18 protein-coding genes are annotated in these 15,594 nt (G+C 41.5%); all 18 read left to right on the top strand.

Annotated features, from left to right (window positions below):
- The first annotated feature begins 75 nt into the window (after window positions 1-75).
- The 18 genes from spoVE (at window position 76) to ACZ9AO_RS12950 (ending at window position 15,234) form a co-directional block, all read left to right on the top strand.
- Window positions 76-1,176, top strand: a complete 1,101-nt coding sequence (spoVE, locus tag ACZ9AO_RS13035; RefSeq protein ID WP_095389937.1) for a stage V sporulation protein E — start codon at window positions 76-78, stop codon at window positions 1,174-1,176.
- 354 nt (window positions 1,177-1,530) lie between these two features.
- Window positions 1,531-2,439 (top strand): UDP-N-acetylmuramate dehydrogenase, encoded by a 909-nt coding sequence (gene murB / locus ACZ9AO_RS13030; RefSeq protein WP_034313894.1) that lies wholly within the window; start codon window positions 1,531-1,533, stop codon window positions 2,437-2,439.
- A 129-nt stretch (window positions 2,440-2,568) separates the two neighbouring features.
- Window positions 2,569-3,351, top strand: a complete 783-nt coding sequence (locus ACZ9AO_RS13025) for a cell division protein FtsQ/DivIB (RefSeq protein ID WP_251538904.1) — start codon at window positions 2,569-2,571, stop codon at window positions 3,349-3,351.
- Complete coding sequence (locus ACZ9AO_RS13020) at window positions 3,338-4,030, top strand: DUF881 domain-containing protein (RefSeq protein ID WP_048684595.1); 693 nt, start codon at window positions 3,338-3,340, stop codon at window positions 4,028-4,030. Before ACZ9AO_RS13025 ends, ACZ9AO_RS13020 begins: the two co-directional genes overlap by 14 nt.
- A gap of 43 nt (window positions 4,031-4,073) precedes the next feature.
- The gene (locus ACZ9AO_RS13015; protein WP_251538907.1) at window positions 4,074-4,784 is read left to right on the top strand and encodes a DUF881 domain-containing protein; all 711 of its coding nucleotides are present in this window, start codon (window positions 4,074-4,076) and stop codon (window positions 4,782-4,784) included.
- Window positions 4,784-5,149 (top strand): small basic family protein, encoded by a 366-nt coding sequence (locus ACZ9AO_RS13010; protein ID WP_063596311.1) that lies wholly within the window; start codon window positions 4,784-4,786, stop codon window positions 5,147-5,149. The genes ACZ9AO_RS13015 and ACZ9AO_RS13010 overlap by 1 nt, the downstream gene beginning before the upstream one ends.
- A 255-nt stretch (window positions 5,150-5,404) precedes the next feature.
- Window positions 5,405-6,703, top strand: a complete 1,299-nt coding sequence (gene ftsA / locus ACZ9AO_RS13005; protein WP_034313882.1) for a cell division protein FtsA — start codon at window positions 5,405-5,407, stop codon at window positions 6,701-6,703.
- A 44-nt stretch (window positions 6,704-6,747) separates the two neighbouring features.
- Window positions 6,748-7,905, top strand: coding sequence for a cell division protein FtsZ (gene ftsZ, locus ACZ9AO_RS13000; RefSeq protein ID WP_034313879.1), 1,158 nt, complete (start codon window positions 6,748-6,750; stop codon window positions 7,903-7,905).
- Between the two features lie 371 nt (window positions 7,906-8,276).
- A complete protein-coding gene (gene spoIIGA, locus ACZ9AO_RS12995; RefSeq protein ID WP_476109204.1) occupies window positions 8,277-9,203 on the top strand; it encodes a sigma-E processing peptidase SpoIIGA in 927 nt (308 codons plus the stop codon).
- 58 nt (window positions 9,204-9,261) lie between these two features.
- Window positions 9,262-9,981: an RNA polymerase sporulation sigma factor SigE gene (gene sigE, locus ACZ9AO_RS12990; RefSeq protein WP_034313874.1), complete on the top strand. Its 720-nt coding sequence runs from the start codon at window positions 9,262-9,264 to the stop codon at window positions 9,979-9,981.
- A 150-nt stretch (window positions 9,982-10,131) separates the two neighbouring features.
- A complete protein-coding gene (gene sigG, locus ACZ9AO_RS12985) occupies window positions 10,132-10,911 on the top strand; it encodes an RNA polymerase sporulation sigma factor SigG (protein WP_034313871.1) in 780 nt (259 codons plus the stop codon).
- 228 nt (window positions 10,912-11,139) lie between these two features.
- Window positions 11,140-11,409: a YlmC/YmxH family sporulation protein gene (locus tag ACZ9AO_RS12980; protein ID WP_034313870.1), complete on the top strand. Its 270-nt coding sequence runs from the start codon at window positions 11,140-11,142 to the stop codon at window positions 11,407-11,409.
- Between the two features lie 55 nt (window positions 11,410-11,464).
- The gene (pgeF, locus tag ACZ9AO_RS12975; RefSeq protein WP_048684601.1) at window positions 11,465-12,292 is read left to right on the top strand and encodes a peptidoglycan editing factor PgeF; all 828 of its coding nucleotides are present in this window, start codon (window positions 11,465-11,467) and stop codon (window positions 12,290-12,292) included.
- A 2-nt stretch (window positions 12,293-12,294) separates the two neighbouring features.
- Window positions 12,295-12,966: a YggS family pyridoxal phosphate-dependent enzyme gene (locus ACZ9AO_RS12970; protein WP_476109203.1), complete on the top strand. Its 672-nt coding sequence runs from the start codon at window positions 12,295-12,297 to the stop codon at window positions 12,964-12,966.
- A gap of 21 nt (window positions 12,967-12,987) precedes the next feature.
- Complete coding sequence (locus tag ACZ9AO_RS12965; protein ID WP_034313864.1) at window positions 12,988-13,452, top strand: cell division protein SepF; 465 nt, start codon at window positions 12,988-12,990, stop codon at window positions 13,450-13,452.
- A gap of 6 nt (window positions 13,453-13,458) precedes the next feature.
- On the top strand, window positions 13,459-13,725 hold the full coding sequence (locus ACZ9AO_RS12960; protein WP_034313862.1) for a YggT family protein: 267 nt from the start codon (window positions 13,459-13,461) through the stop codon (window positions 13,723-13,725).
- A gap of 134 nt (window positions 13,726-13,859) precedes the next feature.
- On the top strand, window positions 13,860-14,633 hold the full coding sequence (locus ACZ9AO_RS12955) for a YlmH family RNA-binding protein (protein WP_048684605.1): 774 nt from the start codon (window positions 13,860-13,862) through the stop codon (window positions 14,631-14,633).
- An 85-nt stretch (window positions 14,634-14,718) separates the two neighbouring features.
- Complete coding sequence (locus tag ACZ9AO_RS12950) at window positions 14,719-15,234, top strand: DivIVA domain-containing protein (RefSeq protein WP_034313857.1); 516 nt, start codon at window positions 14,719-14,721, stop codon at window positions 15,232-15,234.
- The last annotated feature ends 360 nt before the right edge of the window (window positions 15,235-15,594 follow it).

The following is a 15,594-nucleotide window of genomic DNA, read 5'->3' as shown; positions in this document are numbered from 1 at the left end:
TGACTAAAGTGCTGACAAGCAATCAGCACTGATGTTTATATTCGTAGGCTAAAAACTTCCTAGAGGTGGATGTCCGTGCCATTAAAAAAATCGAATCCTGATCTCATTCTCATTATCGTCACCTTAAGTCTTTTGACTGTTGGATTAATCATGGTTTACAGCGCGAGTGCCATTTGGGCAACATATAAATTTGATGATTCGTTTTATTTTGCTAAAAGGCAGTTGCTTTTTGCCTGCGTCGGTGTCATAGCCATGTTTTTCATCATGAATGTGGATTACTGGACGTGGCGGACATGGGCCAAAATCCTTATCATCATTTGTTTCATTATGTTACTGGCTGTGCTTGTACCAGGTATAGGGATGGCGAGAAATGGTTCGAGGAGCTGGATTGGTGTGGGTGCTTTTTCGGTCCAACCCTCAGAGTTTATGAAGCTGGCAATGATCGCTTTTTTAGCTAAGTTTTTATCAGAACGGCAAAAGCTGATCACCTCCTTTAAAAAAGGGATGCTTCCATCCTTGGGTTTAGTGTTTTTGGCATTTGGTTTGATCATGTTACAGCCGGACCTTGGAACGGGAACGGTAATGGTTGGAACGTGCATTGTCATGATTTTTATTTCCGGGGCAAGAATCAGTCATTTTGTCGGTTTGGGGCTAATTGGGGTAGCAGGTTTTATCGGTCTGATTTTGTCAGCGCCTTACCGGATAAAAAGGATCACGTCATTTCTGGATCCATGGGAAGACCCTTTGGGCAGTGGATTTCAGATGATTCAATCGTTTTATGCAATCGGGCCAGGGGGATTGTTCGGATTGGGACTCGGGCAAAGCCGCCAAAAGTTTTTCTATTTACCCGAACCGCAGACTGATTTCATTTTTGCCATACTTTCCGAGGAACTTGGCTTCATCGGGGGTTCTCTTGTCATTTTATTATTTGCGCTAATGCTTTGGCGGGGCATTCGGATCGCACTTGGTGCCCCTGATCTATACGGGAGCCTTGTAGCGGTGGGAATCATTGCAATGGTCGCCATTCAAGTGATGATCAATATAGGGGTGGTAACGGGACTTATGCCGGTTACGGGTATCACCTTGCCCCTCTTAAGTTATGGCGGTTCATCGCTGACGCTCATGTTGATGGCGATTGGGGTGCTCCTGAATATTAGCCGATATTCGAGGTTCTGAAATAAGTAATAAATGTGGTTTGGCAAAAGGGAAGTCCTGTTGAACGCAGGGCTTCCCTTTTTTACGTTGAAAACCCTTCCAGGAAAAACAATTTTTTGGTGGGGCTTGCCGAAATTTAGAAATAAATGAAATGCCGCTTAAATATTACCATGTATGAATGTTGGGGAATCCACAATAAATATTGGCAATACGTCTTTGTTTAGACTATAGTATAAGAGGGTTAGGCCGTACTGGGGCTTGCTTCTGTTCATTTTTCTGCTAAAAAGGCGTTATTAATCTTGTAATATAAGTGACCTCATGGAAGAGGAAATGAAAATTATAACTTGGAATTTTGGAACAACAAGGAGGTTTATCATGGATAATGTGATAAAGCAATTAACTGAAATGAAAATCGGCAAAGTTCTTGAACAGGAACCGCTTGCAAATCATACAACTATGAAAATTGGGGGGCCGGCTGATTTATTCATCATGCCGTCATCCATTGAAAATATAGAAAAAACGATGCAGGTCATCAAAGAAAATGGGATGCCGTGGAGGGTGATTGGCAGGGGCTCGAACCTGCTGGTCAGTGATGGCGGAATTGAAGGTGCCGTGCTTAAATTGGGTAGAGGACTTGATCATCTCGAGATAAATGGGACGGAGATCAAAGCAGGAGCTGGGGTATCACTTGTCAGCCTCTCCGTACAAATCAGTAAAAAAGGATATGCAGGATTGGAATTTGCCAGTGGGATTCCTGGTTCCGTCGGCGGAGCAGTCTATATGAACGCTGGTGCACATGGTTCCGATATGAGTGAAATCCTCAAGCAGGCACATGTTCTTTTTGAAGATGGAACTTTAGCTTGGCTTTCGAAAGAGGAAATGGAGTTTTCTTATCGAACTTCTCTGCTTCAGAAGAAAAGACCTGGTATCGTACTGGAAGCAATTTTTCAATTGACAGAGGGGGATAAAACCGAAATCGTTGAAAGAATGCAAAATAACAAGAATTATCGTAAAGATACCCAGCCGTATAATCTTCCATGTGCCGGGAGCATATTTAGGAATCCACTTCCACACCATGCTGGTAAATTGGTCGAGAATGCAGGCCTGAAGGGACATTCTATTGGCGGAGCTCAGATTTCACCGATGCACGGGAACTTCATCGTTAACACAGGTAATGGAAGTGCAGCGGATGTTCAAGCCTTGATACAGCATGTGAAGGATACTGTATATGATAAATTTGAAGTTGAAATGGAAACAGAAGTGGAGATCATTGGAAGAAAATAATGAGATTCATTATATCCAAATATTGTGATATAATGTGTTACCTTTAAAGTTTGTTAAGAACATAATATTGAGTTTTCTTGATTTCGCACTGTCAAGAACCATCCATTTTTTCAGGAAGAGGTGAAGGGGATGGAAAAGGGAAAAATCGTTTCCATTGAGGACCGCATCCCGAAATTAAAACAATTAAGAAAAAGCAAAGCAAACAGGCGACTTGTTCTTTTGCTGTCCCTTTTCTTCATTCTTGTTGCTTGTGTGCTATATTTCTTATCCCCGTTGAGCTATGTGAAATCCGTGCAGGTAGAGGGGAATCGGTATATTACTTCCAAACAGATCATTAAATTGAGTAAGGTGAAGAAGGATCGAAGCATCTGGAAGGTTGATACAGGGACAGCCGAAGCCAATATCAAAAAAAATCAAGAAATAAAAAGCGTTAAGGTGACACCGGTATTTCCTAATTCCATTAAAATTACGGTTTCGGAACATAACAGGATGGCATATTTGTCCAATAATGGGAAGTTTGCACCCATTTTGGAAAACGGGTCCGTTTTAGAGGAGTTAGCAACAGGAGAAATTCCAGTATTTGCCCCTGTTTTAATTGGTTTCAAAGAGGGTAAACCATTAAAGTTGCTTTTAGAAGAGCTGGACAAGCTTCCTGTCGAGATCCAGAATGCCATTTCGGAAATTCATTACGCTCCTACAAAAACCGATGAATACCATATCGTCATGTTCATGAACGATGGGTTTGAAGTAAGTGCGACAAGCCGGACTTTATACGAGAAAATGATTCACTATCCATCGATAGTCAGCCAGCTGGATCCAAATGTAAAGGGAGTCATCGATCTGGAAGTGGGTTCTTATTTTAAAGCATATGAAGACGCTGAACAAAAGGAAGACTCCAATGAGGAAAATTAATGGCAAACGGGTGGTTTTACCCCTTGTTTGCGTGGTTCTCGGATTCATGATTGCCTTCTCTTACAATCTGACCAAAGAAGGTGAAGGTGCAGGGAAGGACAAAGCCTGGGATCAGGAATATGAGCTCAGGCAGCAGCTGATCGAACAAGAGAAGCAGAACCGGGAACTTCAAAAGGAACTCCTCCAGAAGCAAGAAAATGTATCCCAAATAGAAAAAGACCTAGCGCAGGAAAAGCAGCTTTTTTTCAATTTGGCAAAGGAAACGGAAAAATACCGAATGTTTCTCGGAAAAGTGAAAGTAAAAGGCTCAGGCCTTCAGGTGACGCTTGAAGATGGTACAGATATGGAATCAGAAGCCAATGTTAATAATTACCTCGTCCATGAACAGCATGTCTTCAAGGTCGTCAATGAACTATACATATCAGGTGCAGAAGCTGTTGCGATTAACGGTCAAAGGTTAAATCATGATTCATACATAATCTGTAATGGGCCTGTGATTACAATTGATGGCCATCAGCATCCTGCTCCCTTCATCATATCTGCGATAGGGGACCCGGAAGTCCTGGGTGCTTCACTGGATTTACCGGGTGGCATCAAGGAACAGCTGGTTAATGAGAATATTATCTTTACAGTGGAAAAACAAAAGAATATCATTTTTGATCCAATTATTGGAGGGTGATCGTGACTGCCGGATTCGATGAAAGATTGGTGAGAAACTGGAAATGAAAAAAAAGCTTTCTTTTAGTTTGGTTACGTTGATTGCTGGCTTCATGCTCGCTATTCAATTCAATTTGGTGAATCAGCCTGTTGTATCCGATACAAGGGATATGTGGGAACTGAAAAATGATTTATTGAAAGAACAGCAGACCCAGGCGGAATTAATAGAGGGTATCAGTAAGCTTGAGGGAAAAATAGCATCTTATGAAACAAAGAAAAATGAGGGTAAAGAAGAAGTCTTGCGTGACACCCTGATCGAATTGAAGACTGACGCAGGTTTGACCGAAATAAGAGGTAATGGGGTAGTCGTATCTATACAGCCTATCAAGGCCGATATCCTTCTCGGTGAGAAGGTCAAGTATATTTCACCAGTATTGATCATTCGGCTCATTAATGAAATGTATAGGTATGGCGCTGACGAAATTTCCATTTCAGGACAAAGGTATATATCAACATCGGTTATTCGTGATATTAATGGGCAGCCGAAAATGGACGGATATCCTCTGGTTCATTACCCGGTCGAAGTGCAGGCAATAACCGTTAATCCAAAGAAACTGAAGCAGCGCATTGAAGGTTCCGAACTTATGGATGATTTCTTTATAGACAATTTTGAAGTGCAGATTAAGGTGCCTTCCGGCGAGTTGACATTGCCGGCTTATCAAAATGCTATTAACGTGGAACATATGGAACCCATTATGGATGGGGGGGAATCGTAATGTGGCTTTCAGTTTTTGGTCTGTTGATTGGAATCACCCTTGGTTTTTTGGTGGATTTTGATATTCCCCATGAATATTCAAATTATCTCTCCATTGCCGTGCTTGCTGCTTTTGATACCTTATTTGGGGGGATACGGGCTCATTTGCAAAATCTTTATGATGAAGTTGTATTTGTAACAGGATTCTTCTTTAATATTGTTTTAGCCGCAGGTTTGGCTTTTCTAGGTGTACATCTTGGTGTAGACTTATATTTAGCCGCAATCTTTGTGTTCGGTGTCAGGCTCTTTCAAAATATTGCCCTGATTAGAAGGATCCTGATTGAAAAATGGTCCATTTCCCGGAAAAAGCAGAAAAAAAATCTATAATTTTAAAGGGAATTAAGTTATAAATGACGAATAGTTTATGGCAGTATCTAGTTTTTTTAGTAAATCAGTCTCGTAGAGAAGCGAACAATATGCACCATAAAGTACGAGTTTTGTTCGGGAAATACAAAATGAAACGCTTATCTATGAAATTCGTCAGTTGTTGTAAACAGTTCTGTTATTCTATAATGTATAAGTCTTCGATATAAAAATGTTATTCTACTAATACATGTATAAAACTGAAGGAGGTGCCATGGAATGAACAGCAACGAAATATACGTAAGTCTTGACATCGGTACATCCAGTGTAAAAGTTATCATTGGGGAAATGGTCAATGACACATTAAATATAATCGGTGTAGGAAATGTTAAATCAGAAGGGCTCAAAAAGGGTTCGATCGTCGGTATAGATGAAACCGTCCAATCCATTCAAAAGGCTATAGAGCAAGCAGAACGGATGATAGGGATGGAGATAACAAAGGTAATCGTCGGCATAAGCGGAAATCATGTGACGCTTCAGCCGTGTCATGGGGTAGTAGCGGTATCCAGTGACAATAAAGAGATAACCGAGCATGACGTTTTCCGTGTCAGGGAAGCAGCGGAGTTAATAACGATACCATCCGACAGGGAAATCATCGACGTGGTGCCGATTCACTACAAAGTTGATGAACTTGATGAAATCAGTGATCCACGGGGCATGATAGGTGTCCGGTTGGAAATGAGAGGGATTTTAATCACAGGTCTTCGGACAATTTTACATAATACGCTGCGCTGTGTGGAAAGGGCAGGATTGGAAATAACCGATATCGCCCTTCAGCCCTTAGCCGCAGGTTCCCTTGTTTTATCCAAGGATGAAAAAGAACTTGGTGTGGCACTTGTCGATATTGGCGGGGGTTCCACGACCCTGGCAATTTTCGAACAAGGCTATTTACAATATACGTCTGTGATACCTATAGGCGGGGAAACACTTACGAAAGACCTTTCCATCGTTCTAAGGACGACTATGGAAGAAGCTGAGAAAATAAAAGTGAAGCATGGACATGCCTTTTATGATGACGCGTCTGAAGATGAAGTATTCCAAATACCGATCATCGGCAGCGATCAGCAACAGACCTGCAACCAGTTAATGCTTTCGGATATCATTGAAGCGCGGGTGACCGAAATATTCGAGTTGATTCAAGATGATTTGAAGAGACTTGGCTTCCAGGATATACCGGGTGGTTTCGTGTTGACCGGGGGCGTCGTCAAGATGCCGGGTGTCCTGGAGCTAGCTCAATATGTGTTCCAAAACCGAGTAAGGACAGCTGAACCCAATTACATCGGTGTTAGGGAACCCCAATACACCACGGCTGTTGGTTTGATTAAACACGCATGCAAGAAAGAGAGAATGCAAAAAAACACCGCTAATAAAACTCCTGTAGCAGCTGGACAAGCTCAAGAAGATAACGACCAGCGCAGCCAGAAGGTTTCTCAGAAAAATAAAGAGAACACGGCTAAAAAACAAGGTGAAAAAGGTGAATCTAAATTCAAAAAAATCCTGGGTTACTTTTTTGAATAACAATCATTAAGAATCGGGAATTTCGTCAAAATAGGAGGATTGTCATGTTGGAGTTTGATTCTAATCTAGAACAATTAGCAACGATAAAAGTAATAGGTGTTGGCGGCGGCGGAAACAATGCGGTAAACAGAATGATCGAGCATGGTGTACAGGGTGTTGAGTTTATTTCTGTCAATACTGACGCACAGGCTCTTAATCTATCAAAAGCAGAAATCAAAATGCAAATCGGTGGGAAGCTTACACGCGGTTTGGGTGCAGGTGCCAATCCAGAGGTAGGAAAAAAAGCTGCTGAAGAAAGCAAAGAGCAGATTGAAGAAGCGCTTAAAGGTGCCGATATGGTATTCGTAACGGCTGGAATGGGCGGCGGTACGGGAACAGGGGCAGCTCCTGTCATAGCGGGCATTGCTAAAGATCTAGGGGCCCTTACAGTGGGTGTAGTTACCCGTCCATTTACTTTCGAAGGCCGAAAACGTGCAACACAGGCACAAGGCGGCATTTCATCCATGAAGGAATCGGTTGACACACTGATCGTCATTCCGAACGACCGCCTCCTTGAAATCGTCGATAAAAGCACGCCAATGCTTGAAGCATTCCGTGAAGCGGATAATGTACTTCGCCAAGGTGTACAAGGGATTTCAGATTTAATTGCTGTTCCAGGTCTTATTAACTTGGACTTTGCCGATGTGAAGACGATCATGTCCAACAAAGGTTCAGCTCTTATGGGAATCGGGATTTCCTCCGGGGAAAACCGTGCGGCGGAAGCGGCGAAAAAAGCCATTTCCAGTCCGTTGCTTGAAACATCGATTGATGGCGCCCAAGGCGTACTGATGAATATTACCGGTGGTACGAACCTAAGTCTTTTTGAAGTCCAGGAAGCGGCCGATATCGTGGCTACGGCATCCGATCAAGACGTCAACATGATTTTTGGTTCTGTTATCAATGAAAACCTTAAAGACGAAATCGTCGTTACGGTAATTGCTACAGGATTTAACGAGGTTGAAGCTTCAATTCGGCCTACTGGACGTCCAACACTCGGACAGCAGCAGCAATCAAGACCTCAGACACAACAAACGCCACAGTCTAACGTGAAGCGTGAAGTGAAGAGGGAAGAAGTCAATGAACAGCCTGCACGTAATGCCAATCAAGGTGATGAGGCTTTGGATATTCCAACATTCCTCCGTAACCGTAACAGACGCCGTTAATACCGACGTTATATGCCGTTCCCATTTGGGGACGGTTTTTTGTCGTTAATAAAATGCATTCCTAGACGGAATTGTGCTGGATGTTACCTGGGCAGAAGGGAGCTTCCGTCTTTTGTTCACTTCCATTCATTAATGTAAAAAGATGAGAGAGAAATTATTAAACTTTTATAACATAAATCGACAGCAGTAAAAGGGAGCAGGATAGTCTCTAAGACAGTATTGAAAATATCAATAGCTGATTTTCTACAAAAAGGGTAAAAATGACTGAAAAACTCTTAAGTTTTCAGTACAAAAAGTGACACACTTTCTTAGGGCAGTACGCTATACTTTTTGCTAGTGGAAGGTTAGTTCATATAAGGAGGGGAGGGCGTTTGACTTTATATTTAGATGTGATCTGGTTATTGAATTGGTTATTTGACTGCCTCCTTTTATATTGGACCGCAATCATTCTCAAACGAAGGGTAGCTCTTTGGCGGGTATGCATCGGCGGATTGATTGGTTCCTTCATTATCGTATTGGCATTCACTCCTTTTTATGCAATTGCCGACCGGGTATACATGAAGATTTTAGTATCCATGGTCATGGTGCTGGCAACCTTTGGGTTTAATAGGTTAAAACTATTCGTGAAATCGGTGGCCACTTTATATTTTGTGACATTTTTATCGGGAGGAATCCTTCTGGGACTTCACTACCTATTTGAATTCCAAATCGTGTCCAAGGACCCTGGTCAATATGCCGGAATCAATCGTTTTGGCGACCCTGTCAGCTGGATATTCATCATGATCGGGTTCCCGCTCGCATGGCAATTTTCCAAGCGAACACTAGAAGGGATGGAAATGACCAAGCTTACACATGAACAAATGGTTTCGGTCTCGGTTAAAATTTCTGACTTTGAAGGAACGTTTCATGGATTGGTGGATAGCGGCAATCAACTATATGACCCGATTACACGTTCCCCAGTAATGATCATTTCTCTTTCAGGCGCGGAAACAGGAATTCCGAATGATATGCTAGAGCTCTTTAAAAACCCCGATACCCTGATTAGTCAGGAAGTGCAGCCCGAATATTCATGGACAGGAAGAATGCGTGTCATCCCTTATAAAGTCGTAGGTCATGAACATCAGCTGTTAACCGCAATCAAACCGGATTATATTAAAATCGTTCAAGGAGAAAAAGAATTTCATGTCAAGCAGGGTCTCATTTCGTTTACCTTTCAACAACTCTCTCCCGACAATAGCTATCAATCTATCGTTCACCCGAAGATGTTAACCGGCATACCGGTGCAAACTGCCTCCTGAACCATCGATTCACTCTTAAATTTGACCCATAATCCGTTTATTAGAAGGGAGAATTATTTTGAAGAAATTCATTCTTCGGCTTACTTACTTTTGGTACAAACTATTGTTCAAGCTCGGATTGAAAACGGACGAAATATTTTATATAGGAGGGAGTGAGGCACTGCCGCCGCCCCTTTCAAAGGAAGAAGAGGCAATACTGATCAATAAATTACCAAATGGCGATGAAGCTGCACGCTCGATCTTGATTGAACGTAATTTAAGGCTGGTTGTTTATATTGCCAGGAAATTCGAAAATACAGGCATCAACATTGAAGATTTAATTAGCATAGGCACCATAGGTTTGATCAAAGCTGTGAATACATTCAATCCTGAGAAGAAAATAAAACTGGCTACATATGCATCGAGATGCATCGAGAATGAAATATTGATGTATTTACGCAGAAATAACAAAATCCGCTCTGAAGTTTCTTTTGATGAACCACTGAATATTGATTGGGATGGAAATGAACTTCTGTTATCCGATGTACTTGGAACCGATGATGACATTATCACGAAAGACCTTGAGGCAAACGTTGACCGTAAGTTGCTGACAAAAGCACTTACACAGTTATCGGAACGTGAAAAACAGATAATGGAACTCCGTTTTGGACTTGCAGGAGGAGAAGAAAAAACCCAAAAGGACGTTGCCGACATGCTGGGCATTTCCCAATCTTACATTTCGCGTTTGGAAAAACGGATTATTAAGAGGCTTCGTAAAGAATTTAATAAAATGGTGTAAAAAAATAAAGTGCTTGAATGTCAATCAAATCAATACTTCGGTAGCTATATTGAAAAATAATCGGGATTTTCTGTTCTAGCCTTGTGCATATTTTTTCCTCCCGCGGAAATACTGTTTTTTGTACAGCGCTCCTGTGAGGAGGGAATAATTTTGTCTCGTAATAAGGTTGAAATCTGCGGTGTGGATACATCAAAATTACCGGTTTTAAAGAATGAAGAAATGAGAAAACTCTTTAAAGAACTGCAAGATGGCGATATTTCAGCAAGAGAGAAACTGGTAAACGGGAATCTTCGACTCGTTCTAAGCGTCATTCAACGCTTCAACAATCGGGGAGAGTATGTAGATGATCTATTTCAGGTAGGCTGTATAGGGTTGATGAAGTCGATAGATAACTTTGACCTAGGTCAAAATGTTAAGTTTTCAACGTATGCTGTACCGATGATTATTGGAGAAATCAGAAGATATCTTCGTGACAATAATCCGATTCGGGTATCCCGTTCTTTAAGAGACATCGCTTACAAAGCTTTGCAGGTAAAAGAAAAGCTCATAAGCCAGACCCTTCGTGAGCCGACAGCTGAAGAAATCGCCAAGGTGTTGGAAGTACCTCATGAAGAAATTGTTTTTGCACTAGATGCTATACAAGATCCAGTTTCACTTTTTGAACCGATTTATAATGATGGCGGGGATCCGATTTATGTACTCGACCAACTGAGTGATGAAAAAAATAAAGATAGTACCTGGATTGATGAAATAGCTATAAATGAAGGCATGAGACGGTTGAATGACCGGGAAAAAATGATCCTTCGCAAACGGTTTTTCCAAGGGAAGACGCAAATGGAGGTAGCCGAGGAAATCGGCATTTCACAAGCACAGGTCTCCCGCTTGGAAAAAGCGGCAATCAAGCAAATGAATAAAAATATCCAACAGTAGAAGCTGAGCATGAGAAAAAGTTAGCTGAAGCGGGCAGGGAAAAAATGTCGATACCCGCTTCATAGCTACTTATCCATTGCGGCTTTTTTATTTTGTTGAAAATCCCTTCCGGAAGGGATCGTGAATCGGGGACGTTTATTTATCGTAATCTTCATCCTTGAGCGCATCTTGTCATATACATAGGAATAGGACCTTCATCTATGATGAATTTTTGAGGAGCTGAGTGATGTGACCAGGATTTCAGAATTTCAAATAAAGGATATCGTCAATATAGCGGATGGAAAGAAGTTGGGTAATATGTCAGACCTTGAAATAAATACGGCCACGGGGAAAATAGAGGCCATCGTCGTTTCAAATGGCACCCGATTAATGGGTTTTTTTGGAAGAGAACAAGACATTGTGATTCCATGGCGCAAAATAAAAAAAATCGGTGCGGATGTCATACTTGTTGAACATCAGACGGTATTTCAAGGAGAACTGAAAGATGAACGTTTTTAAAGGTGCATGGCGCAAATATATGATACACTAGACTAAAAATAAAGAGGTTTTTAGCATGAAAGAGCCATTTGTTTTAATAAAAGACCAATATATGCTCATTGACAGCTGGAGACAAAAAAATCTCCAGCTCGTAGCGGGCTTCACCACAAAAAATGGGGGAGTCAGTACAGGTGAATTTCAAACATTGAATACCGGTTTTCATGTCGGGGATAAACTTGGTGATGTCCAGGGAAACCGCAGGATTATAGCCGATAAGCTGATGTATCCGCTTAATGAATGGATAGGGGCCGAGCAGACACATGAAACGAATATCCATCAGGTTACCAGCCGAGATTGCGGGAGAGGTGCTGCGGATTATGATTCAGCCTTTAAAGCGACTGATGGATTCTATACGAAGGACCCAAACGTTCTATTGACCCTTTGCTATGCAGACTGCGTGCCCTTATACTTTCTTGCTCCGGCACATGGTATGATTGGGGTGGCACATGCTGGCTGGAAGGGCACGGTTAATGGGATTGCACGAAAAATGGTTGAGGCATGGCTGAATGAGGGTATAAAAGCAAGTGAGATATTTGCTGTTATTGGACCTTCGATTTGTTCGAAATGCTATGTAGTTGATGATTATGTCATGGATTTAGTGCAGAATTTGCTGGTAGATATTGACGAAAAGCCCTATAATTTAATCAGTGAAGGACAATATCAGTTAGACCTTAAGCAACTTAATGCATTGATTCTTCAAAAATCAGGAATTCCAAATAGTCAGATCGACGTTACATCATACTGTACAAGCTGTGATCATGAATTGTTTTTTTCACATCGCCGTGATAACGGGAAGACAGGCAGATTGATGAGTTTTATCGGTTGGAAGGAGGATTTAGAGTAACAGTGAAAGTAGTGGACAATTTAAAAAACATCGAAGAAAAAATAAATATAGCATGTGAAAATAGTGGAAGGGACCGTGAAGCGATAAAGTTGATCGCAGTGACGAAATATGTTTCGGTCGAGAGAGCGAAAGAAGCATTGGAAGCGGGAATACTTGATTTGGGCGAAAACCGTGACGAAGGTCTATTGGCTAAATATGAAGTGCTGAAGGACAAGCCAAACTGGCATTATATTGGTTCCATGCAAACACGCAAAGTGAGGAATGTCATCGATAAAATTTCATATATCCATTCATTGGATCGAATTTCTTTGGCAGAAGAAATTCAAAAACGCGCAAATGAGCCGATAAACTGTTTAGTGCAGGTGAACGTATCTGGTGAGGAATCAAAACATGGTCTGAATCCAGAGGCGACTATTGATTTCATAAAAGGGTTATCTACTTTTGATAAGGTGAATGTTGCAGGATTGATGACGATGGCTCCATTGACCGATGATGAACGGATTTTGCGGGAATGCTTCCGGAAACTGAAAGGCATCCAGGTCGAAGTACAAGCTTTGGAGTTGAAGCATGCCCCCTGTACTGAATTGTCCATGGGTATGTCCAATGATTTCATGATTGCCATTGAGGAAGGCGCTACAATGATCCGGATTGGTACAGCACTTGTAGGCGAATAATTTTAAGGAGGTACGCTATAGATGTCGTTCGTATCAAAATTTAAATCTTATTTCGCGCTGGATGATGAGTATGAGTACAGGGATGAAGTGGTGGAAGAAGAGGAGGCTGAACCAAAAGTCGTGAAGTCAGCTAAACAGCAGCAGTCAGCTTCTGCAGGGAATAATACCAATCAGAATATCGTAAGTTTGCAAAGCGTACAGAAATCTTCTAAAGTAGTATTATTGGAGCCGCGTGCTTATGCAGAAGCCCAGGAGGTAGCTGATCATTTGAAAAACAGGCGCGCAGTAGTCGTGAACCTTCAACGAATCCAGCATGACCAAGGAAAGCGAATCATCGATTTTCTAAGTGGGACTGTCTATGCAATCAGCGGGGATATCCAAAAAATCGGAACAGATATATTCTTATGTACCCCGGACAACGTCGATGTTTCCGGTAATATTACCGGCTTCGCCGCCGAAGAGGAGTACGAAGAAGCGAGGTGGTAATGGTTAATGGGTCTAGTGCTTCAGGGTTTATATTATTTAATTGAAATTTATTCAATGGCATTAATCGTTTACATATTGATGTCATGGTTCCCCAATGCAAGGGAGACATCAATCGGTCAATTTTTGGAAAAAATTTGCGAACCGTATTTAGAACCGTTCAGAAAGTTCATTCCTCCACTTGGCATGATTGATCTTTCACCTCTTGTGGCCTTGCTGGTTCTTAATTTTGCCAGCGGTTATGGAATCTATTACTTACAGACATTAATTGGATGATCAACAATTAACCTGACATGCATATTACTACACAGTCGGAACATTTTCCGCTGTGTAGTTGCAACGCAGAATGAGTTCAATCAATTCCTTATGATCGACCATTAAATTGATAACTAAGGAGCATTTATTCAATCATGAGTATTTATCAGCATTTCAGGCCGGAGGAAAAAGATTTTATCGACCAGGCTATGAATTGGATTGATCAGGTTAAACATTCCTACGCTCCGAAACTATCTGATTTTCTTGATCCGCGTCAGCAGGAAATCCTTACTTCCTTAATAGGGAATGATCCGGAAGCGAAACTGCAATTCAATGGCGGGAGCGATTTCGTAGAGCGAAAACGTGTGCTCATTTTCCCTGATTATTACTCTCCTGAACCATCTGATTTCAATATCTCCTTATACGATATCTCCTATCCAAAAAAATTTGTAACGCTTGAACATAGGCAAATACTTGGAACCTTGATGTCACTAGGGGTAAAACGTGAAAAATTTGGTGATATAATAGTGACGGAAGAGCATATTCAATTTATAGCTGCCGAAGAGATGGATTCATATCTCACTGGGAATCTGGAGAAAATAGGGAATGCTTCCGTTTCCATCAAACGGCTTCCAATCGAGAATATCGTCCAAGTTAAGGAAAAGTGGGAAGAGCAAGTAACCACCGTCAGTTCTCTTAGGCTTGACAGTGTGCTATCGGCCGTCCTGAATTTGTCCCGTCAAAAAACCCAGTCCTTGATAACGTCAGGAAAAGTAAAGGTGAATTTCAAGCAAACGGAAAACGTCTCGGAAGAATGCCGTGAGGGTGACACACTTTCCATCAGAGGTTTTGGCAGATGTAAAATAACTTCAATCGATGGGAAAACCAAGAAGGATAAGTGGAGAATCTCGTTAGGCAGACAAAAATAATTCAAGAAAAAGCAGGAATCATAAATTTATTGTCGAATATAGAGTTTTAACATACTAGAGTAGAAACCGTTCTGGAGGTGCCGTAATGCCCTTAACCCCGATAGATATACATAACAAGGAATTTAACAAAGTATTTCGAGGGTATGATGAAGATGAAGTAAATGAATTTCTCGACCAGGTCATTAAAGATTATGAACTGATTTTGAGGGAGAAGAAGGAACTTGAAGATAAACTGAACGAGACTTTCGATCGTTTGGGACATTTTACGACAATTGAGGGTACACTTAACAAGTCGATTATTGTCGCTCAGGAAGCAGCCGAAGAATTAAGGCGCAATGCCCAAAAAGAAGCGAAACTGATCATAAAGGAAGCAGAGAAAAATGCTGACAGGATTGTAAATGAGTCACTTGTGAAAGCAAGGAAAATAGCGATGGATATTGAAGATTTGAAAAAGCAATCCAAAGTATTCCGGACACGTTTCAAAATGCTTGTCGGTGCACAGCTGGATTTGCTGGACAATGACGATTGGGATCATCTTCTGGATTATGAAGTGGATGCGACTGAAATAGAATTAAATGAGAGAGTGGAAGAGGAAATTTAAACGATCCCTTGACTTTGAACACTTTTTTCGCATATAATTTTTTAACAATACAATTCATTATGAAATTAGACGATGACAGGGAAAGTAAATTCTTCACACACTTATTTTTAGCGAACCGGGGATGGTGAAAGCCCGGAATAAGCGAAGATATTGAAGATCACCCTTGAGTTCTGAGTTGAACCTGCTTTTGCAGTAAGTAAATGAAGCGTTTCATTCACGTTACGAATGCTCGAGAGGTTGGATTCACTTCGTGAATCTTTCTAGCCAGGGTGGTACCGCGGGAAGCAAAGCTTTCTCGTCCCTTTTTTAGGGATGAGAGGGCTTTTTATTTTGGCCGGATATCAAGTCATCGGTTCGAAT

The sequence above is a fragment of the Peribacillus sp. TE19612 genome (assembly GCF_056279465.1).
The sequence above is the reverse complement of the archived record's forward strand: the minus strand, read 5'-3'. Positions and strand labels throughout refer to the sequence as shown.